The organism is Sorangium sp. So ce381, assembly GCF_051473845.1.
GTDB lineage: Bacteria > Myxococcota_A > Polyangia > Polyangiales > Polyangiaceae > Sorangium > Sorangium atrum.
This window is the reverse complement of record NZ_CP150336.1, coordinates 5095903-5112603: the sequence shown is the minus strand read 5'-3', so window position 1 is coordinate 5112603 and position 16701 is coordinate 5095903. Positions and strand designations below refer to the sequence as shown.

The 16701-nt window shown below is 70.7% G+C and carries 15 protein-coding genes; 12 read left to right on the top strand and 3 right to left on the bottom strand.

From position 1 onward, the window contains the following. Positions 1–301: 301 nt before the first annotated feature. The 4 genes from ligD to WMF29_RS19180 all read left to right on the top strand — a co-directional run bounded on the left by ligD (position 302) and on the right by WMF29_RS19180 (position 4636). Positions 302–2449 carry a DNA ligase D gene (gene ligD, locus WMF29_RS19195; RefSeq protein ID WP_437330232.1) on the top strand — a complete coding sequence of 716 codons (2148 nt, stop codon included), beginning with the start codon at positions 302–304 and terminating at the stop codon, positions 2447–2449. A 190-nt stretch (positions 2450–2639) separates the two neighbouring features. Next, positions 2640–3272, top strand: coding sequence for a hypothetical protein (locus WMF29_RS19190; RefSeq protein WP_437330231.1), 633 nt, complete (start codon positions 2640–2642; stop codon positions 3270–3272). A 152-nt stretch (positions 3273–3424) separates the two neighbouring features. Beyond that, complete coding sequence (locus WMF29_RS19185; RefSeq protein ID WP_437330230.1) at positions 3425–4024, top strand: RES family NAD+ phosphorylase; 600 nt, start codon at positions 3425–3427, stop codon at positions 4022–4024. A 186-nt stretch (positions 4025–4210) separates the two neighbouring features. Then, positions 4211–4636, top strand: a complete 426-nt coding sequence (locus WMF29_RS19180; RefSeq protein WP_437330229.1) for a hypothetical protein — start codon at positions 4211–4213, stop codon at positions 4634–4636. A gap of 52 nt (positions 4637–4688) precedes the next feature. On the opposite strand, the gene WMF29_RS19175 is transcribed toward WMF29_RS19180, so the two are convergent. After that, positions 4689–5297, bottom strand: coding sequence for a DUF4360 domain-containing protein (locus WMF29_RS19175; RefSeq protein ID WP_437330228.1), 609 nt, complete (start codon positions 5295–5297; stop codon positions 4689–4691). Between the two features lie 352 nt (positions 5298–5649). Then, on the bottom strand, positions 5650–7554 hold the full coding sequence (locus WMF29_RS19170) for a M14 family zinc carboxypeptidase (RefSeq protein ID WP_437330227.1): 1905 nt from the start codon (positions 7552–7554) through the stop codon (positions 5650–5652). Positions 7555–7631: 77 nt separating this feature from the next. Here WMF29_RS19170 and WMF29_RS19165 point away from each other — a divergent pair, with 77 nt between their 5' ends. Further along, a complete protein-coding gene (locus WMF29_RS19165; RefSeq protein ID WP_437330226.1) occupies positions 7632–8663 on the top strand; it encodes an extensin family protein in 1032 nt (343 codons plus the stop codon). A 107-nt stretch (positions 8664–8770) separates the two neighbouring features. On the opposite strand, the gene WMF29_RS19160 is transcribed toward WMF29_RS19165, so the two are convergent. Next, the gene (locus WMF29_RS19160) at positions 8771–9847 is read right to left on the bottom strand and encodes a helix-turn-helix transcriptional regulator (protein ID WP_437330225.1); all 1077 of its coding nucleotides are present in this window, start codon (positions 9845–9847) and stop codon (positions 8771–8773) included. Positions 9848–10326: 479 nt separating this feature from the next. On the opposite strand from WMF29_RS19160, the gene WMF29_RS19155 reads away from it, so the two are divergent. The 7 genes from WMF29_RS19155 to WMF29_RS19125 all read left to right on the top strand — a co-directional run bounded on the left by WMF29_RS19155 (position 10327) and on the right by WMF29_RS19125 (position 16690). Next, positions 10327–10830, top strand: coding sequence for a hypothetical protein (locus tag WMF29_RS19155; protein WP_437330224.1), 504 nt, complete (start codon positions 10327–10329; stop codon positions 10828–10830). A 477-nt stretch (positions 10831–11307) separates the two neighbouring features. Continuing rightward, positions 11308–12354 carry an alpha/beta fold hydrolase gene (locus WMF29_RS19150; RefSeq protein WP_437330223.1) on the top strand — a complete coding sequence of 349 codons (1047 nt, stop codon included), beginning with the start codon at positions 11308–11310 and terminating at the stop codon, positions 12352–12354. Between the two features lie 37 nt (positions 12355–12391). Continuing rightward, on the top strand, positions 12392–12646 hold the full coding sequence (locus tag WMF29_RS19145) for a hypothetical protein (protein WP_437330222.1): 255 nt from the start codon (positions 12392–12394) through the stop codon (positions 12644–12646). Further along, a complete protein-coding gene (locus WMF29_RS19140) occupies positions 12591–13658 on the top strand; it encodes a hypothetical protein (RefSeq protein ID WP_437330221.1) in 1068 nt (355 codons plus the stop codon). The genes WMF29_RS19145 and WMF29_RS19140 overlap by 56 nt, the downstream gene beginning before the upstream one ends. Continuing rightward, positions 13655–14671: a zinc ribbon domain-containing protein gene (locus WMF29_RS19135; protein ID WP_437330220.1), complete on the top strand. Its 1017-nt coding sequence runs from the start codon at positions 13655–13657 to the stop codon at positions 14669–14671. Before WMF29_RS19140 ends, WMF29_RS19135 begins: the two co-directional genes overlap by 4 nt. Before the next feature lie 194 nt (positions 14672–14865). Beyond that, complete coding sequence (locus WMF29_RS19130) at positions 14866–15396, top strand: pyridoxamine 5'-phosphate oxidase family protein (RefSeq protein ID WP_437330219.1); 531 nt, start codon at positions 14866–14868, stop codon at positions 15394–15396. A gap of 196 nt (positions 15397–15592) precedes the next feature. Beyond that, positions 15593–16690 (top strand): AI-2E family transporter, encoded by a 1098-nt coding sequence (locus tag WMF29_RS19125; protein WP_437330218.1) that lies wholly within the window; start codon positions 15593–15595, stop codon positions 16688–16690. Positions 16691–16701 lie beyond the last annotated feature (11 nt).

Genomic DNA, 16701 nt, shown 5'->3' with positions numbered 1-16701 from the left:
CGTGGCAGGCGTGGAAACTCGGATGTTGCGCGGGAGCCTGTGCACCCGGGATCCGAGGAGCTTCCGCTGCGCAGAGCTGCGGTTGGCCCGCCAGGGGTGAGGATGCGTGCGTGGCAGATCGCCGCAGGCTGGGGCGCGCGTGCCGAGCTCAGCCGGCTGCGCCACGGCCTGGGAGCGGGAAATCACCGGCAGACGAAGATGCCATTGCGGTATCGGAATTGCTTTTTCCACAAAAAGAGACGGTGGCATCATGATAGCCGGACAAAGGAAAGCGCAGGGCACCGCGCGGCGGACTCAAGCGGTGCGACCAGCAACCCTCATCGCCCGCCGCAAACGCGGCGGAACGGCGGCCGACGTGGACATCCAGCGCTCGTCCGCGGCGACGGGAGAGGCGGACGCGACCGCGGCGATCCCGCGCCCGACGCTGACCTACGCGGATGCGCTCGAAGGCGCCCGGAAGGGGCCGTTCCCGGGAGAGATCGAGCCCCAGCTCGCGACGCTCGTCACCGAGCCACCCCCGGGCGAGGGGTGGCTCTACGAGGTCAAGCTCGATGGCTATCGCATGCTCGCGAAGCTCAGCGGGGGTCGCGTGACGCTCCTGACCCGCCGCGGCCAGGACTGGACCGAGCGGTTCGCGGGCGTGCGCGACGACCTCGCCCAGCTGCCTGCGCGGGAGGCCGTGCTGGACGGCGAGATCGTCGTTGTGAGGCCGGACGGCGTGACCGACTTCCAGGCCCTCCAGAATGCGCTCAGCGACGGGAATGGCAGCCGCGAGGGGCGCCTGATGTACTTCGCCTTCGACCTGCTCTACCTCGACGGCCGCGATCTCCGCGGGTGTACACAGCTCACCCGCAAGCGGGCGCTCAAGGCGCTGCTCGCGGAAGCGCCCGAGGAAGGGACGCTCCGCTACACAGAGCACGTCGCGGAGGACGGCCTGGCCGTCGTCCAGCACGCGTGCGAGCTCGGGATCGAGGGCGTCATCGCGAAGCGCCCGGAGGCTCCCTACCGAAGCGGGCGCGGCGACAGCTGGCTCAAGGTGAAGTGCGGCCGGCGCCAGGAGTTCGTGATCGTCGGATTCACCGAGCCGTCCGGCGCCCGGAAAGGGCTGGGGGCGATCCTCGTCGGCGTGAACCGATCAGGCAAGCTCGCCTACGCCGGCAAGGTCGGCACGGGCTTCACGAGCAAGACGCTGACGACCCTGCGCGGCCGCCTCGAGTCGATCGTACGCTCCACGCCGGCGTGTTCAGGGGCGCCGCGCATGCGGGGCGCGCGCTGGGTCGAGCCCAGGCTCGTCGCGGAGGTCCGCTTTTCCGCGTGGACGCGCGACGGACGGCTGCGACACCCCTCCTTCGAAGGGCTCCGCGAGGACCGCACCCCGGAGTCGGTCACCGTCGAGCGCGAACAGCCGCCGCCGCGATCGCCGCCCGGCGAGGCGGCGGGCGCGACGCCGAGCCGAGCCGCGGATGCGGCGCCAACCAGAGCGACCGGCGCGGCGCCGAGGAGGACCGCGAGCACGACGGGGGGCAAGGCCGCGCGCGGGGGCCGGAGCAGCGGCGCAGGGCGGGTCGATCTCGCCGGGGTGCCGCTGACCAACCCCGACAAGGTGCTCTATCCCGCGCAGGGGATCACGAAGCTCGCTCTGGCCCGGTATTACGAACAGATCGCCGAGCACATGCTGCCCCACGCCGAGAAGCGGCTGCTCACGCTGGTCCGCTGCCCAGCGGGCCAGGGCAAGCCATGCTTCTTTCAAAGGCACGAGGCCGAGGGGCTGTCCGAGGCGATCCAGCGGATGGCCGTCGAGGAGGACGACGGCGAGCGCACCTATCTCTATATCGAAACCGCCGAAGGGCTCGTGTCGCTGGTCCAGATGGGGGCGCTCGAGGTGCACCTCTGGGGGAGCCGCGTGGACCGGATCGAGCAGCCCGACAGGATGGTGTTCGACCTCGATCCAGCGCCGGATCTCCCGTGGGAGCGCGTGGCGGACGCCGCGAGGACGGCCCGGCGCCTCCTTTCGTCGCTGGACCTGCAGAGCTTCGTCAAGACGACCGGCGGCAAAGGCCTCCACGTCGTGGTCCCGATAGCGCCGCGCAGGGGCTGGGACGAGGTGAAGGCGTTCACGAAGGCCGTGGCCGACGCGCTCGTGCGCCTCGATCCGGCGAGGTACACCGCGACGATGTCGAAGGCGAAGCGCACCGGCAAGGTCTTCGTCGACTACCTGCGGAACGGGCGCGGCGCCACCGCGGTGGCGCCCTACTCGACGCGGGCGCGCCCCGGCGCGGCCGTCGCGACCCCGCTCGCGTGGGACGAGCTCGACGCGCCGCTCGATCCCGCCTCGTTCACCATCGAGACCGTGCCGCAGCGCCTCGCCACGATCCGCGACCCGTGGGCGGAGCTCACGAGCGTGCGCCAGTCGATCACCAGCGCGATGCTGAAACAGATCGGGCTCTGATCCTCTTCCCGATTCCCGACGCCCCCGACAAACTCAGGACCCGGTGAGCTCACCGAAGAAGAACGACACCAGCGATACCGGGAATGGTTTTCACTGACGTTCCGTTCAGCATGGTCGTAATCACGCAGAAAGGCGGCGCGCGCTTGGTTGACGGCGTTGCGCGCGCGCTGCATCGTCCACTGGGTCGGCCATGGCTAAGGATCGGGACTCCAGCGCGCTGGCGGAAATTGCAGAGCGACTCCACCAGTACGACGGTGAGCCGCTGCGGGTCCAGTTCCTGGCGCGCGGCATCGACGCGCTCACCCAGGTCGCGGAGCGGCTCGATCAGAGCGAGCTTGGCGAGGTGGTCGCGTCGCCAAGCAACGCGGATGCCCTGGTGACGGCGCTGACGCAGCCGAGCGCCGTCGGCCTCTTTTCCGCTGCGGATCCGCTCATGCCGGCCCGCCTCCGCGGCCTGCAGGCGAGGGACACGCTCCTCGCGGCCGAAGGGGGCACGCTCACCGCCGACGAGGTCGGCGAGGGGCTGCACCTCTCGCCCCAGGCGATCGAAGCGCGGCGCGCCGCCGGAAGGCTGCTGGCCGTCAGCATCGGCGGTCGTGGCCACCTCTACCCCGCATGGCAGTTCGCGGACGAGGGCCTGCTGCCGGGAATGGAGGAGATCCTGGCCCTCCTCGACGAGCACCCCCCGCTGGCGAAGATCCGTTTCTTCCTCTCTGGCAACCTCCGGCTCGACGGCGAGCGGCCGCTCGACTGGCTCCGCCGCGGCGAGCTGGACCCCGTGCGGCTCGCCGCGCGCACCTTCGGTGAGCAAGGCGCGGCCTGAGAACGCGCCGCGATGACGAGGGCGTCGCGCTCGCCAGGGATCCGGGCGAATGCGCTCCGCGCAAAGAACGCCGGACACGCGGGTTCGGAGCACGTGCTGGACGTCGAGCGCGTCGACCGTCCTGTCGCTCGTCCGTGCGGAACAGAGTCGCCATGAAGACAACGCTCGAGGCCCATCCGGACCCGCCCCTCGACCTCGCGGCGTCGCCGCTCCCCATCGCGATCTTCCGGAGGAGCTGGTTCCGGATCCACTGGCTCACGCGCGATCCGATGCACTTCGGTCGCTCGGGCGACAACCGCTTCGACGCGCCGGACGGCGAGTTCGGCGTGCTGTACGCCGGCAAGGACGCGCGCTGCGCGTTCATCGAGGTGTTCGGCCACGCGACCGGCGTGCGCTTCGTGGAGCAGAGCGAGCTCGCCGCGCGGGGGCTCGCGCGCATCGCGCCGCGGCGGCCGCTGCGGCTCGTGAACCTCACGGGAGCGGGGCTCGCGCGCCTCGGGGCCGACGCCCGCCTCACGTCGGGGGAGTCCTATCGGGCCGCCAACCGCTGGGCGCGCGCGATCCATGACCACCCGAGGCGACCCGACGGCATCGCGTACGCCGCGCGCCACGATCCGACCCGCATCTGCGCCGCCCTCTTCGAGCGCGTCAGCGCGGAGCTCGAGGTGACCCGGCTCGGCTCCCTCGTGGATCCGGCGAACGCCGCGCTCCTCGCCAGGCTCCTTGATACCTACAAGTTCGGGCTCGTCTGAGCCTCGACGAGCGGGCGGCGCGGCGGCTTACGGCGCTCCGCCGAGCGCGATGGTGGAGCAGGGCGCGCGTGCGGGCTCCGCGCGCGCGCGCCGGCACAACCGGTGCTTCTCCTGGAAGCAGGCGCGCCGCCGCGGCGCCGCGATGGGCGGAGATCGCGGGACGCACGGCCGAGAGGCGGGGGTCCGATGAAAATCAAGAATCTGCGGCTGGAAACAGGCTATCTCGTGGAGCCCATCCCGCTCCAGAAGGGGATTGCGGTTCATCAGATCCAGATCACCACGGTGGGCGGACAGGGCTCGCCTCGGGTCTGTATCTCGCTCGATCCCAACCGCTGCACGGTGGACAGCTTCGGCGAGGCCAAGGCGTGCACGCGGGTGGCGCCGGTCCAGATCGAGGCGGACGTGGAGCTCCTCGAGGAGTGCGACGACAAACAGCTGCTCGCCCTCAAGTTCGAGGGGGGCAACGGGCCAGCGGTCCGGCTCGCGCTCCTGCCCCTGTGCGGCACAGGCAAGGAGGCCATCGTCGCGCGGCTCCTGATCTTCGGGGACACCGGGGAGATCATGGCCATCGTGCCGATGCAAGGGTCGTCGGCCGGCTGCCTGACGGCGTGAGCGAGCCCGGCGCGGCACCGCCGCGCCAGGCTCGCCGGGCGCCCTGCCGACCTCAGGGGCCGGGACAGGGCCGGAACATGAGGCCGTACTCGATGCGGACCTGGACGTCGGTCGTGTCGTTGGTCAACACCCCGGAGCTCGACGGCGCAAGCCGGTTCGTGACATAGAGGCTCGTCTTGATGTTGAGCGGCCGCACGGTGCCGCACTCGGACCAGACCGAGGTCGTGAAGGTGTCCGTGCGCGAGAAGTTGTTCGTGAACGGTCCGATCATGCTCCAGGTGAGCGGCCCCGAGGTGAGCGGCGACCCCGAGAAGTAATACGATGTCTCGTGGAGCCCCTGGACGCCTGCCTCCAGGTCGGCGAACCCCCGGTACGTGGCGTCGAAGACCGCGACTTGCCACCCCGGATCGAACCGCAGATCCACGGCCAGCTGGCAGAAAGCGCGGTTCGCGGCGCGGCCGATGCCCGGGCCGGTGTGCGCCTCGAACTGGTCGAAGATGACGGTCAAGGCCTTTTGATCAGGCGAGATCACCCCCGCAGCGGAGCCGACAGGGCAGCCGCTGCCAGCATAGGTGAAGTTCGCGATCCGCGTATTCTGCGCCAGCGCAGGAAAAGCGAAGAAAAACGCCGAACAAAAGCCGAACGCCCATCGCAGGAACATCGTCCCCCCCTTTCGCCGTCAGGCGACATCACATCGCCGTGCGTCGTCGCCGGCGCGCGCGCGTCACCGCTGTCGCACGCCGGCCGACATGTCGTGACGAGCATGCGATGGCGGCGCGCTCCGCGCAACCCGCGCGGCGCCCCCTCGCCCGGCGCGGCGCCGCAGACTGGCCGGAATCCATCGAATGATGTGAGGCCTGTGGGGCTCACGGACATTCGACCAGAGCCGGACTGCAGGCGAAGCAGACGAAACGAAGGAGAGGCCTGTCACGGAGGCTCGTGGCCCCGGCGCGCCTTCGGAACTCGCGCCGTCGCGCCCTCGCTGAAGAATCCCGAGCATCCAGGCTGCCGCTTCACGACGGCGCGGCGGCGGGGGACGGCCCTCCTCGCATTGCGCCGGCGGAGGGCGGCCCCGGGAGCGGCGGCGCGGCGACGCGGAACACCGGGACGAGATTCACGCGCTCGTCCCAGGATGGATGACGCTTGTAGAAGAAATCGAGACGAGCCTTTGCGTCCTTCGCAAACGCAGGATCGCGCAGGCGCGCATCGAACTCGCTGCGCAGCGCCGGATCCGCGGCGAGCATGCGGCGCGCCTCCTCCTCGGCGACGTAGGCCTCCATGTACTCCTTGCGCTCGAAGGAGGCGTTGAAGAAGCCCCAGGCGACGAGGGAGTCGGGCGCGAGCGGCTCGAGGAGGTGCAGGACGACCGGCGCCCGCGGCTGCGCGATGGGAACGAACAGGGAGCCGGCCGGAAGATCCTGCCGCTCCGGCCGGAAGGCGCCCTGGAGCTCCACGGGCGTCCGACCCTCGAAGGACCGCTCGAACGTCACCGTGTCGGCCCGGAACGCCTCGACGGCGAAGCCGGGGCGAGCCGCGGGGAGGACCTGGTAACGCACGCCGTGCAGGCGCAGCTTGTCGGCCACCCAGGCCGCGTACGCCGCCGGGATGACATAGCCGGCTTCGGGCGCGGTGACCGTCAGGTCCGGCTGGATGCGGTCGAACAGCGGCACGCGCCAGACTTCCGGGCGAGACTCGTCGTAACGGGTCCACGTGCCGCCCGAGATCTCCGAGGCGCGCTTCTCGTAAGCGAAGCCGCGGAACGGGAAGATGCGCGAGACCGGCCCCGCGCGGTGCGTGAGGGCGAACGGGGCGCCGGCGAGGCGCGCGCTCGCGGCGTCCGCGCGCTCGGCCGCGGCCTGGAGCGCGCCCGCGCCGGAACCGGAGGAGACGCGCTCGAAGAGCGCGGCGAGGAGGTCGTGGACCGCGCGCACGCGCTCGGCGTGGGTGGCCCAGCTGTGCGTCTCGACGAGCACGCCGATGCGGTTGCGGGCGGCGCTGTAGGACTGCGAGAAGCGCGGCGGCCCCGGCTCGGTGGAGATCCCCGACGAGGGATCGTCGTCCTCGCGGAAGGCCGGATAGAACGGGAGCGGCAGGTGACCGAGCGCCGTGAGGCGCGCCTGGAGCTCCCCCGAGAGGGCGCGCGCCACGGCGTCGAGCCCGCCGGGGTGAGGCACCGAGGGCTCCACGACCACCGCGATGTCGTGCTGGAACTTCGCGCCGTCGGTCGTGTGCAGGTCGACCTGGACCACCGGATCCCAGGCGTCGAGGAGCGCCAGCATCGCCCGCATCTCGGGCGCCTCGGCCTTCATGTAATCGCGGTTCAGGTTGAGGTTCTGCGCGGTGACACGGAAGCCCATTTCCTCGGGGCCGCGCTGGTTGGGCCGCTGGTTTCGACGGAACCGCTCGTGGCCGTCGACGTTGAACACCGGCACGAACACCGCCGTGGCCGCCGCGAGGGCGCCGGGCGCCATCGCGCCGTCGAGCAGCTCGCGGAGCGCCCAGAAGCCGCCGTCCTTGCCGTCGATCTCCCCGGCGTGGATGCCGCCCTGGAACAGGATCACCGGGCGCCGCTTCGCCCGCGCCGCCGCGGGGTCGAGCGTGCCGTCGTCGGAGGCGGCGATGGCGAGCATGGGCCTGCCCTCGGGCGTCGTGCCGAAACGGATGCAGCGGGCGCGGCCCGGATAGGCCTCCTCGAAGGCGCGGCATAGCCGCTCGACCTCGGCATAACGACCCGTGCGCCGGAAGCCGGTCCGCTCGGCCTCGGTCACGAGCGAGGGCGCGCCGGGGCGCGCAGACGGCGCTGGCCCGCCGCCGGCCGGCGCGCCGCGCGCCGGGGCCTGGCGGGGCGCGAGCAGCGCGGCCAGCGCGATCCCGAGGGCGGCGGTGTGATGAAGGAGCGCGGCGCGGGGGTGAGACATCGCGGGAGTCGAGCAAATTCCGTGGACAGCGGCAAGGCGTGCTCCCTCACGCCGGAGGGAGGTAAGCTGCGCCGAGGATGAGCGCGCTCCCTTCCCGCTCTCGCCGTGCGCTGGCCCTCGGGGCGGTGTTTCTCGGCGGTGCGCTGCTGACCCCGCTCGGCATTGCCTCCCTGCGCCGCGCCGAGGCGGAGCGGGTCGATGCGCAGGCCGGAGATCCAGCTGCGGCGACGTCCGGGTCCGCCGGCGCGGCGACGGCGCTCCCGGACGCAGGGGCGAGCCTGGAAGGCGGCGAGGCCCTCTCGCTGGCGGATGGCGGCGGGGCCGGCGTCGCGGATGGCGGCGGGGACGTGGTCGGCGCGCGGTTCGAGCTGCCCGAGTGGTCCGCCTCGTCCCGCGCGGCCACGTACGGAGGGCTCTCGGCGGACGCGTGCGACAGGGAGATGAGGCGCCGCGGGATCCCGCACGCCCCGGCGCGCGGCGCCCCGCTGGTCGACCGGCCGATCAGGATCACGGGCGCGTTGCACGGGGTCACCTTCCGCGGCGACGGCGTGGCGAAGCCCAGGTCGGCCTCCCCGTTCGACATCGCCGATTGCCGGCTGGCCCTCGCGCTCGACGAGCTCGCCGCCTTCCTCGCGACGCGCGGGATCGTCGAGGTGGTGCACTTCAGCATGCACCGGCCCGGTCCAGCGGGCGCTGTGTCGCCGACGAAAGCGCCCGCGAAGCCGCCGGCAGGCAAGAAGGCCCCGAAGGCCGCCGGCAAGGCGGCGAAGCCGGGTGAACACGCCGCGAAGAAGCCGGCGGCGGCGCCCGGGCGCCCCAACCAGCACGCCCTCGGGCTCGCCATCGACGTGGCTGCCTTCGTGAAGGCCGACGGGACTCGACTCGACGTGAAGGCCGACTGGCTCGGCGCCATCGGCGCGCCGCCGTGCGGTCCGGGGTCGGAGCCGACGGCGCCCAGCGCCCACGCGCTCGAGCTGAGGGAGCTGATCTGCGCCATTTCTACGAGCGGGCTGTTCAACGTCGTCCTCACGCCCAACGCGAACGAGGCGCACGCGAACCACTTCCATTTCGATATCAAGCGAGACGCACGCTACTTCCTGCTGGAGTGAGCGCGCGTCACGGCGCGGTGTCGCTCCGCTGCACGCGACGGTTCGAGACACCAGCTCCGCGCGCATGCCGGGCGCACCAGCTTCCCTGACATGGGGGGCATCATCGCTCAGCGAAAGAGGGCGACGAGCTCTGGACGGCTATGCACGTTCCGCTTGCGGTATATGTTTTCGACATGTTTGCCGACCGTGCGGGGGCTAACGGCGAGATGATCAGCGATCTGCTTGCAAGAGAGGCCTTTCTCGATGAGCAGTCTTGCGATCTCCTGCTCCCTGCCTGTCAGGCCTGCGAGATCGAGCGGCCTCGCAGGTGGATGCGCCGAGAACTCCTGCATCATGACGAGCTGCACGTCCTCGCCGACGAGATGCGACTCCTTCGCGAGGTGATGCGTCGATATTTTGACCTGAGCAGCGCCGTCCTTGTGTTGCAAGCACCAGACGCGTTGCCCTCGTGTTTCATCCAGTATCCGTTCCACGAACTGGAGGAGCACGCGGCGCCCGCCCTCCACGCTGGCAGCATGTGAAAACCGCATCACGAGCTCATGGAAGCGCTCGTTGGTCTCGACGATCGCGCGGTTCTTCGAGAGGCACATGAAGCCGATGGTCTGCTCCTCCACGATCTGGGCGAGAATAGACTGGGAGGCGACGAGCGGTACGCACAGGCGGTCGAGTGCCGCGTGAACGGCGGGCTGCAACTGCGCGAGCAGGTGATGGTGCTCGCGCGTGAACGTCTGGCCATCATCGAGGGCAAACGTCATGAAGCGATGCGCTCTCGTCCCGGCCTCCGTGGGCCGAGCTGAGACTTTGTAGCCAGCACCTTCTCCCAACCCAGCGGCGCGAAGCCGCTGAAGGAGCACCAGCTCCTCTCGAAAATGACCGGTGATCGCCTCTGTGTCGGAGATGAGCGTACCTGGCGACGCGGGCACGAGGGATGATAGCATACGTGTGAGGTGAGCGCGCGGCGTGGTCACCCATCCCTCGGACACCTCGGGTGGGAGCCGTATGAAATGACTCACGATCGAATTGGATTCCCGTCCGCTCATTGTTCCGACGGACCCGCAAACGATGGGAGCGCAGCGCGCGAGCGCGTCGAGCACGGCCTCCGGCGATCCCTGTGCGGGAACGCGCCGCAGTGCGCGAGCGGCGGTATCGATGCGCCTTCTTTCGCTGCCGGTTAGCACGCTCATGGATCCTCCTCGTATGTGGTACAGCACGTCGCGCTGCTCATCCAGCGAATCCTACCATGGATTCGCGTAGCTCTGGATACAACTGCGGTTATGATAAAGGAGCATCGTCGTCCATGACGGAAGTCATGGACTGAAAACCGTAATTCGAGGCCAGGGAGGAGAACGAGGATGGACTCCACCACGGCGCCGCTTCGCCGCGCCGGTCGGTCGTGCTCGATCGACTTGGATCTCCAGCTGGCCCGACGAACTCGGAAGCTGGGTCGAGTAAGGAGGCGGGCGCCAGCGCGAGCGAGCTCAGCGAGGAGAGGAGCAAGAACGCGCGGGAGAGTCAGGGGGGGTCACGTCGATTCGTAGATTTGCGTATGGCAGCGGCTTCCAGCGCTCTCCCATAATAGGCCAATCGATGGGAGGCTATCTGCGCTGGATGCGCTGATTGGAGCGACTGCTGGCCGGGAGCTCCCTCGGGACAGGAGACAGCCATGTGCCACAGCTCAACCAACGTGTTCTTTCTGTTCACCGTGATGACTGGCCTCAGCCTCGGTGCCGGCGGCTGCGTGGCCTACAGTGGTAACGAAGACCTCTCCGGGGTAGAGGAGTCGCCAGAAACGCTGGCGGACGCCGACGAGGCCGCGTCGGCTTACACGTCGAGCACGGACTGCACAGTCAGCGGAGGAGGTACGTGGGGCGCTATTCTCAGGACGTGTGTGTCAATTTCCGCCAGCGGGACCGGAACCTTCACCATTAGCAAAGCGGACGGCTCGAACTTCAGCACGGCAGGCACGATGTACCTCAAGGTTGGCACGTACGAGCCCTGGGGGGTGGACCATGCAAGCAAGACAATCAGCGGTGGCGGCATCATCCACGGATTCAGCTTTTCCGAGCTCTTCGGCCAGTGGCCGGGGTACCCGAAAGAGTACTACGCTCGATGGGAGTCTCAGCCCGGCGGGTACGCCTGGGTAGGTCCCATCACGATATACCACTAACGGCCTGTAGATGTCGCTCGAAGGTAAATGTATTCGTATTCGGCGAGGACGCACGCGGCTCGCCACGATCTCGACGAGCGCAACAAGGTCTCCAAACGCTCGTGATAGCTCCTGATCTCTTTGGTGGGTGATCAGGGACACAGACTCTGGCCGCGCACCAATGCGTGGCGGACGGTCAGTGTATCAGGCGCCCCACTGCTCCGCTGACCCAGGATGGGAAGGCGACAAGGGAGTGGGACGGCGGCAGGGACATGCCGGGCCAGGGCAGAGGCAGGGGCGGCGGCCCTCCGGGGACCCCGCGAGTGCGCCCAGGATCACGTACGCCGGCGCTGCAAAACCCACACTGGACGCGAAGCTCGCTTCGCGGCGCCCCCTCCCCCGAGCTTCCCATCTCATCCGTGCAATCTGGACAGATGCGGCACTTCGTGCGAACTCTTGATGAAGAACATGTCGGTCACGTGTCGCAGCCATGTTCGCGTGCTTTCTGCTGGCGAGGTCCACTGGCAAGAGTGGAGCCCCTCCCGGAACGGCGGCGAGGGCCAGCGTCCCGTGGTCCTGGTGCACGGCCTGTCCGATAGCTGTAGGACCTGGAACCGCCTCGCCCCCGCGCTCGCTGCGGCAGGGCGCCGGGTCGTCGCGCTCGACCTGCCCGGCCATGGCGACTCGGCCCGGCCCGACGCTCCCTATACGGTCGCGTGGTATGCGGGCGTGGTCGCTGAATGGATCCGCGCCCTCCGGCTCGGCGATTTCGATCTGGTGGGGCACTCGTTCGGCGGCAGCATTGCAATGTGCGTGGCCACCGAGCGGCCAGGGCGCATCCACCGCGTCGGGCTGGTCGCCGCGGGCGGCATCGGGACCGAGGTCGCGCTGCCGCTGCGCCTCGCCGCGGTGACCGGGCTGATCGAGATGGCCGCGCCGGTGCTCATGGGCGTCGGCACGCACGCGGGGGTGCTGGTGCTCGGCGGCGATTTCAACGCGGAAGAGCGCAGGCACCTCGCCCGGATGAACGCGCGCCCGGGCACGGCGCGCGCCCTGTCGCGCACGCTCCGCCACGCGATCGACCTGCGCGGCCAGCGCCTTCACCTCATGGACATCGCTCATCGGCTCCCGGAGATACCGCCGCTCGCCGTCTACTGGGGCGAGCGCGACCAGGTGATCCCGGCGCGCCACGCGGCAGACATCGATCGCTATCTCGAGGGCGTGGCCGTGCGGCGCTTCGCGAAGGCGGGGCACTACCCGCACCGGGAAGCGGTGAGCGAGCTCGCCCCCGATCTCCTCCGCTTCCTCGACGAGCCGCGGCCTGCCGCGCGCCTGCGCGCCGGGGCGCGCGCGCCGCGGGCGTCCGCAGCCGGGGCGCGCGCCCCGCAGGCCAGCCCCCGGTGGCAGCCCTGGCCGGACGCCGCGGTCAGGCGCTGGGCGCGGAGCTCGCGCTCACCGCTGGTCCGGCAGACACCGCAGCAGGACACCGGCGACTCGGCATCTCCCGCCGACCTCGGGAGCCGCCCGCCGCCCGTTCCGTGTTAGCCAAGAGTCGCGCCGCGTTCTCCGACATCCGAACGTCGTGGTCGTGGTCGTGGTCGTGGTCGTGAACGCGGTCGTGGTCGTGAACGTGGTCGTGGTCGTGAACGCGGTCGTGGTCGTGGTCGTTCACGGCTTACCGTTGACGACCACGACCACGACCACGACCGCGACCACGTTCACGTTCACGTTGGTGACTGATGGGGGGGGAGCGGGCGTTAGGCCGCGCGCCCCCTTCCCTGTTGACGCCGCGCCCCCCGGTGCGGTTCTCTCGGGCGCCGGTGCAACTCGAATGTGAGACCTGCGGCGCCTCGCTGCGCGTCGAAGCGGACCAGCGGACCGCGGTGTGCCCCTACTGCGCCTCGCCGTCGGTCGTGGAGCGGCCGCCCTCGAACGATCGGCCGTCGCCGCACTTCGTCCTCGGGTTCACAACGACCCGGGAGAACGCGCAGGGCGCGGTCAAGGCGTGGCTGGGGAAGCGGAGCCTCTTCGCGCAGTCCAGCGTCAAGACGGCGACGGTCGACTCGATCCGCGGCGTCTACACGCCCGCCTACCTGTACTCCGCGATGGCGCAGACGCGCTACGCGGCGCAGATCGGCGAGGACTACCAGGAAACCGAGACGTACACGACGACCGACGACAAGGGAAACAGCGTCACCCGGACGCGCGTCGTCACCAGGACCGAGCACCGGCACCTCGAAGGCCAGCACGCGACCTACGTCATGGACGTGCTCGTCGTCGCGTCTCGCGCCGTCCCGAACGCCGAGCTCGAGGCGATCGAGCCGTTCGACCTCCGCACGATGCGGCGCTACACGCCCGCGGTGCTCAGCGGCTGGATCGCCGAGGAGCCGACGATGACCCAGGCCGAGTGCTACGGCCTCGCGCGGCGGGAGGCGCTGGAGAAGATCGGCCGCGACCTCTCGGGCTTCATGCCCGGGGACAGCTACCACGGCCTGACGCACGAGACGCGCCTCGACCGCGAGACGCTCGAGCTGCTCTATGTGCCCCTCTGGGTGCTCGCCGTCCGGCACGACCCGCAGAAGCCGCCCTTCCGGGTCCTCATCAACGGCCAGACCGGCGCGATCCACGGCAAGGCCCCCCTCTCCTGGATCAAGATCGCCCTCGCCGTCGTGCTCGTGCTCGCGCTGATCGCGGCGCCGTTCGTCCTCGCCGCGGCGCGCGACCGGGGCCGCGATCCCGCGGAACGGCGCGGCGCCGCGCGGCCGCCCGCCCCCGCCGCCGCCCCCGCGCCGACCGAGGGCGTCCGCCCCGGCGGGGGCAGGCCTGCACCGACCGGAGGGACCCGATGAGCGTGAGCATGGACGTCGCCTCGGCCACCACGAGCGCCACGGGGCCGTGCTGCGCGCGCTGCCAGGGGCCGCTGGAGCCGGGAGACCTGCGCTGCGCCGTCTGCGGCCTCGCCGCGCCGCAGGGCCGCGCCCCGGCCCCGCAGGCGGTGCAGGTGCTGCGGTGCACCGAGTGCGGCGCCGCGGTCTCGTACTCGGCCGAGGCCCAGGCGCCGAAGTGCCGCTTCTGCGGCGCCGTCACGCGGATCGAGCAGCCCGTCGACCCGATCGATCAGGCCGACTGGCTTCTCCCGTTCGGGGTGCCCCCCGATCAGGCCGATCAGGCGCTGCGCCAGTGGATGTCGACGCTCGGCTTCTTCCGGCCGTCGGATCTCTCGCGCGCGGCGACCGTCGAGGGGCTGCGCCCGATCTGGTGGGCGGGCTGGCTCGTCAGCGCGGACGCCGTGGTGAGCTGGACGGCGGACTCGAACGCGGGCGCCCACCGGAGCAGCTGGGCCCCGCACGCCGGACAGACGCAGCTGCCGTTCCGCAACCTGCTCCTGTCCGCCTCGCGCGGGCTCTCGCTCGACGAGGCCCGGGAGCTCGCGCCGTATTTCCGGCTCGACCTGGCGGTGCCCGCCGCGCACCGGACACAGCAGCAGCTCGGCCCGCCCGACGCGGTGCTGGAGCAGTTCGACGCGCAGCGCTCGGCGGCGCGGAAGATCGTCAGCGAGCGGATCGCCGCCAGCGCGGAGGACGCCCTGAAGCGAGGCGTCATCCCGGGGTCCACGTTCCGCAACGTGCACGTGGCGGTGCTCCTGCACGCGCTCGAGACCCGCCGGCTGGCGCTGCCGTCGTACGTGCTCGCCTACCGCTACAAGGGGCGCAGCTACCGCGCCGTCGTCCACGGCCAGGACGCGAGCCACGTCACAGGCACGGCGCCGATCGCGTGGGGCAAGGTGGCGCTGGTGGTCGCCGGCGCGCTCGCGCTCGTCGTGCTCGTGATCGGGGCGCTCGTGCTCGCCCGCGCAGCGTAGCTTCGCCCGCCGCCCGGTCCCCCTCCCCCAAGCCCGGCGCCGCGCGGGCGCGGCGGGCCGCGCCTGCCGCTGTGGCGGAATGCCTCTAGCGCACGCTCGGTGCGGCACAGCAGAGCCATGGTCCGCTCCCTCCACAGCGCGCTCCGGCCATGGTCCGGATCTCGCACTGACGCCGGAGCTCAATGGAGGAAACCATGGAGACTGGATCGAGGGAGAAGCTGCTGGAGATCCTCAAGAAGTTTCGGACTGCCATGCTCGTCACGCAAGCCAGCCAAGGGGCGCTGCGGGCGCGCCCGATGGCGCTCATGAAGGTCGACAGCGAGACCGGGGACGTCTGGTTCATGACGAGCATCGACTCGAGCAAGGTCGATGAGATCGAGTCCCACCCGGAGGTGAACGTGACCCTCCAGGAGGGGCGCCGCTTCCTGTCGCTGTCGGGCAGCGCCTCGATCGTGCGGAGTCGGACGAAGATCGAGGCGCTGTGGTCGGAGGAGGCCAAGGTCTTCTTCCCGCAGGGCAAGGACGATCCCTCCCTCGCGCTCATCCACGTGAGCCCGCGCGAGGGCGAGTACTGGGACAACGAGGGCGCGGCCGGGCTCAGGTTCCTCGTCGAGGCGGTCAAGGCGTACGTCACCGGGACGACCCCGAAGACCGACGCCGCCCAGCACGGCGCGGTGCCGCTGAACGGCGGGCAACCCGGCAACGCCAGGGTGTCCGCGCGGTAGCGATCCACGCCGTCGCGCAGCGGATCGATGCGCCGATCCGCGGCGCGGCGCGCCGGCTCGCCGGCGCCGTGGATCGGGCGGGACGGAGCGTGGCGCATCCCTTGCTCCTCTCGGGACTGCGCAGCGCTCCGCTCCACCGGAGCGGAGGTGACGCGAGAACCCGTCAGCAGCGAGGTTGGGCATGGGGATCTTCACGATGTCTCGTCGAGCTCAGATGGTCGTGGTCGCGGCGGCGGCGGTCGTCGTCATCGTGGGGCTGCGCTACGCGGAGCCGTTCCTCGTGCCGGTGCTGTTCGGCGTCGCGCTCGCGGCGATCTCGTCGCCCATCGCGACCTGGGTGACCCGCCGCGGGCTGCCCGCGGCCCTCGGGGCGCTGGCCGCGCTCGTGGTCGACCTGGCGATCCTGGTCTTCGTCGGGGCGGTCGTCACCATCGCCGGGGTGGAGCTGGAGGAGAAGGTGCCGGCCTACCTGGTCCGGATGTCCTCGATGACCGGCGCGCTCGCCATGACGCTCACGGAGCGCGGCTTCCCGGTGAACCCGGAGTTCCTGTCGCGCACGCTGCACACGGCGTCCCTGGTCCCCCTCCTCGGCGGGGCCGCGGTCACGGTCGCCAGCGCGGCGTCGAGCCTGGGGGTGGTGCTCCTCGTCGTGTTCTTCGCGCTCTGCGAGGGCGCCGGCGCGGGCGCGAAGGTGCGGCGGCTGCTCTCGACCCCTGCGCGCGGGCTCGAGCACGTCGATCGCATCGTGCGGGAGGTGAAGAAGTATCTCGTGGTGAAGACGCTGACGAGCCTGCTCGTCGCCGTCCTCGCCTATGTGCTCCTGGTCCTCCTCGGCGTGGACCTGGCGCTCCTCCTGGCGTCGAGCCTGTTCGTCCTGCACTTCATCCCCAACATCGGCGCCGCGGTCGCGACGATCCCGGCCGTGCTCGCCGCGCTCGCCAGCCAGGGTCCCGGCACCGCGGCCCTCGTGGCGGTCGGGTACCTGCTGATCAACCTGCTGGTGGGCAACGTGCTCGAGCCGCGTGTGCTGGGGCGGACCCTGGGCCTGTCGCCGCTCGCCGTCCTGATAGGCATGCTCTTCTGGGGCTGGCTCTGGGGGCCGGCGGGAGCGTTGCTGTCGGTGCCCATCATGATGGTCGCGAAGATCACGCTGGAGAACGTGGAGGGACTGTCGTGGGTCGCGCGCATCATGGAGCCCGCGCCCGAGGCGCCAGAAACGGCGCCTGTCAGCGGCGAGCCGGCGCCAAGCTCACTGCTGCGGCCGAGCGTCGCGGGGGCGCGGAGATCCGGGTAGCGATAGGCGAC

Excerpts from the sequence above, each read along its gene's own strand:
- WMF29_RS19190 (WP_437330231.1), top strand. The coding sequence starts at position 2,640 with ATGGCTAAGGATCGGGACTCCAGCGCGCTGGCGGAAATTGCAGAGCGA.
- WMF29_RS19185 (WP_437330230.1), top strand. The coding sequence starts at position 3,425 with ATGAAGACAACGCTCGAGGCCCATCCGGACCCGCCCCTCGACCTCGCG.
- WMF29_RS19180 (WP_437330229.1), top strand. The coding sequence starts at position 4,211 with ATGAAAATCAAGAATCTGCGGCTGGAAACAGGCTATCTCGTGGAGCCC.
- WMF29_RS19175 (WP_437330228.1), bottom strand. The coding sequence starts at position 5,297 with ATGTTCCTGCGATGGGCGTTCGGCTTTTGTTCGGCGTTTTTCTTCGCT.
- WMF29_RS19170 (WP_437330227.1), bottom strand. The coding sequence starts at position 7,554 with ATGTCTCACCCCCGCGCCGCGCTCCTTCATCACACCGCCGCCCTCGGG.
- WMF29_RS19165 (WP_437330226.1), top strand. The coding sequence starts at position 7,632 with ATGAGCGCGCTCCCTTCCCGCTCTCGCCGTGCGCTGGCCCTCGGGGCG.
- WMF29_RS19160 (WP_437330225.1), bottom strand. The coding sequence starts at position 9,847 with ATGAGCGTGCTAACCGGCAGCGAAAGAAGGCGCATCGATACCGCCGCT.
- WMF29_RS19155 (WP_437330224.1), top strand. The coding sequence starts at position 10,327 with ATGTGCCACAGCTCAACCAACGTGTTCTTTCTGTTCACCGTGATGACT.
- WMF29_RS19135 (WP_437330220.1), top strand. The coding sequence starts at position 13,655 with ATGAGCGTGAGCATGGACGTCGCCTCGGCCACCACGAGCGCCACGGGG.
- WMF29_RS19130 (WP_437330219.1), top strand. The coding sequence starts at position 14,866 with ATGGAGACTGGATCGAGGGAGAAGCTGCTGGAGATCCTCAAGAAGTTT.
- WMF29_RS19125 (WP_437330218.1), top strand. The coding sequence starts at position 15,593 with ATGTCTCGTCGAGCTCAGATGGTCGTGGTCGCGGCGGCGGCGGTCGTC.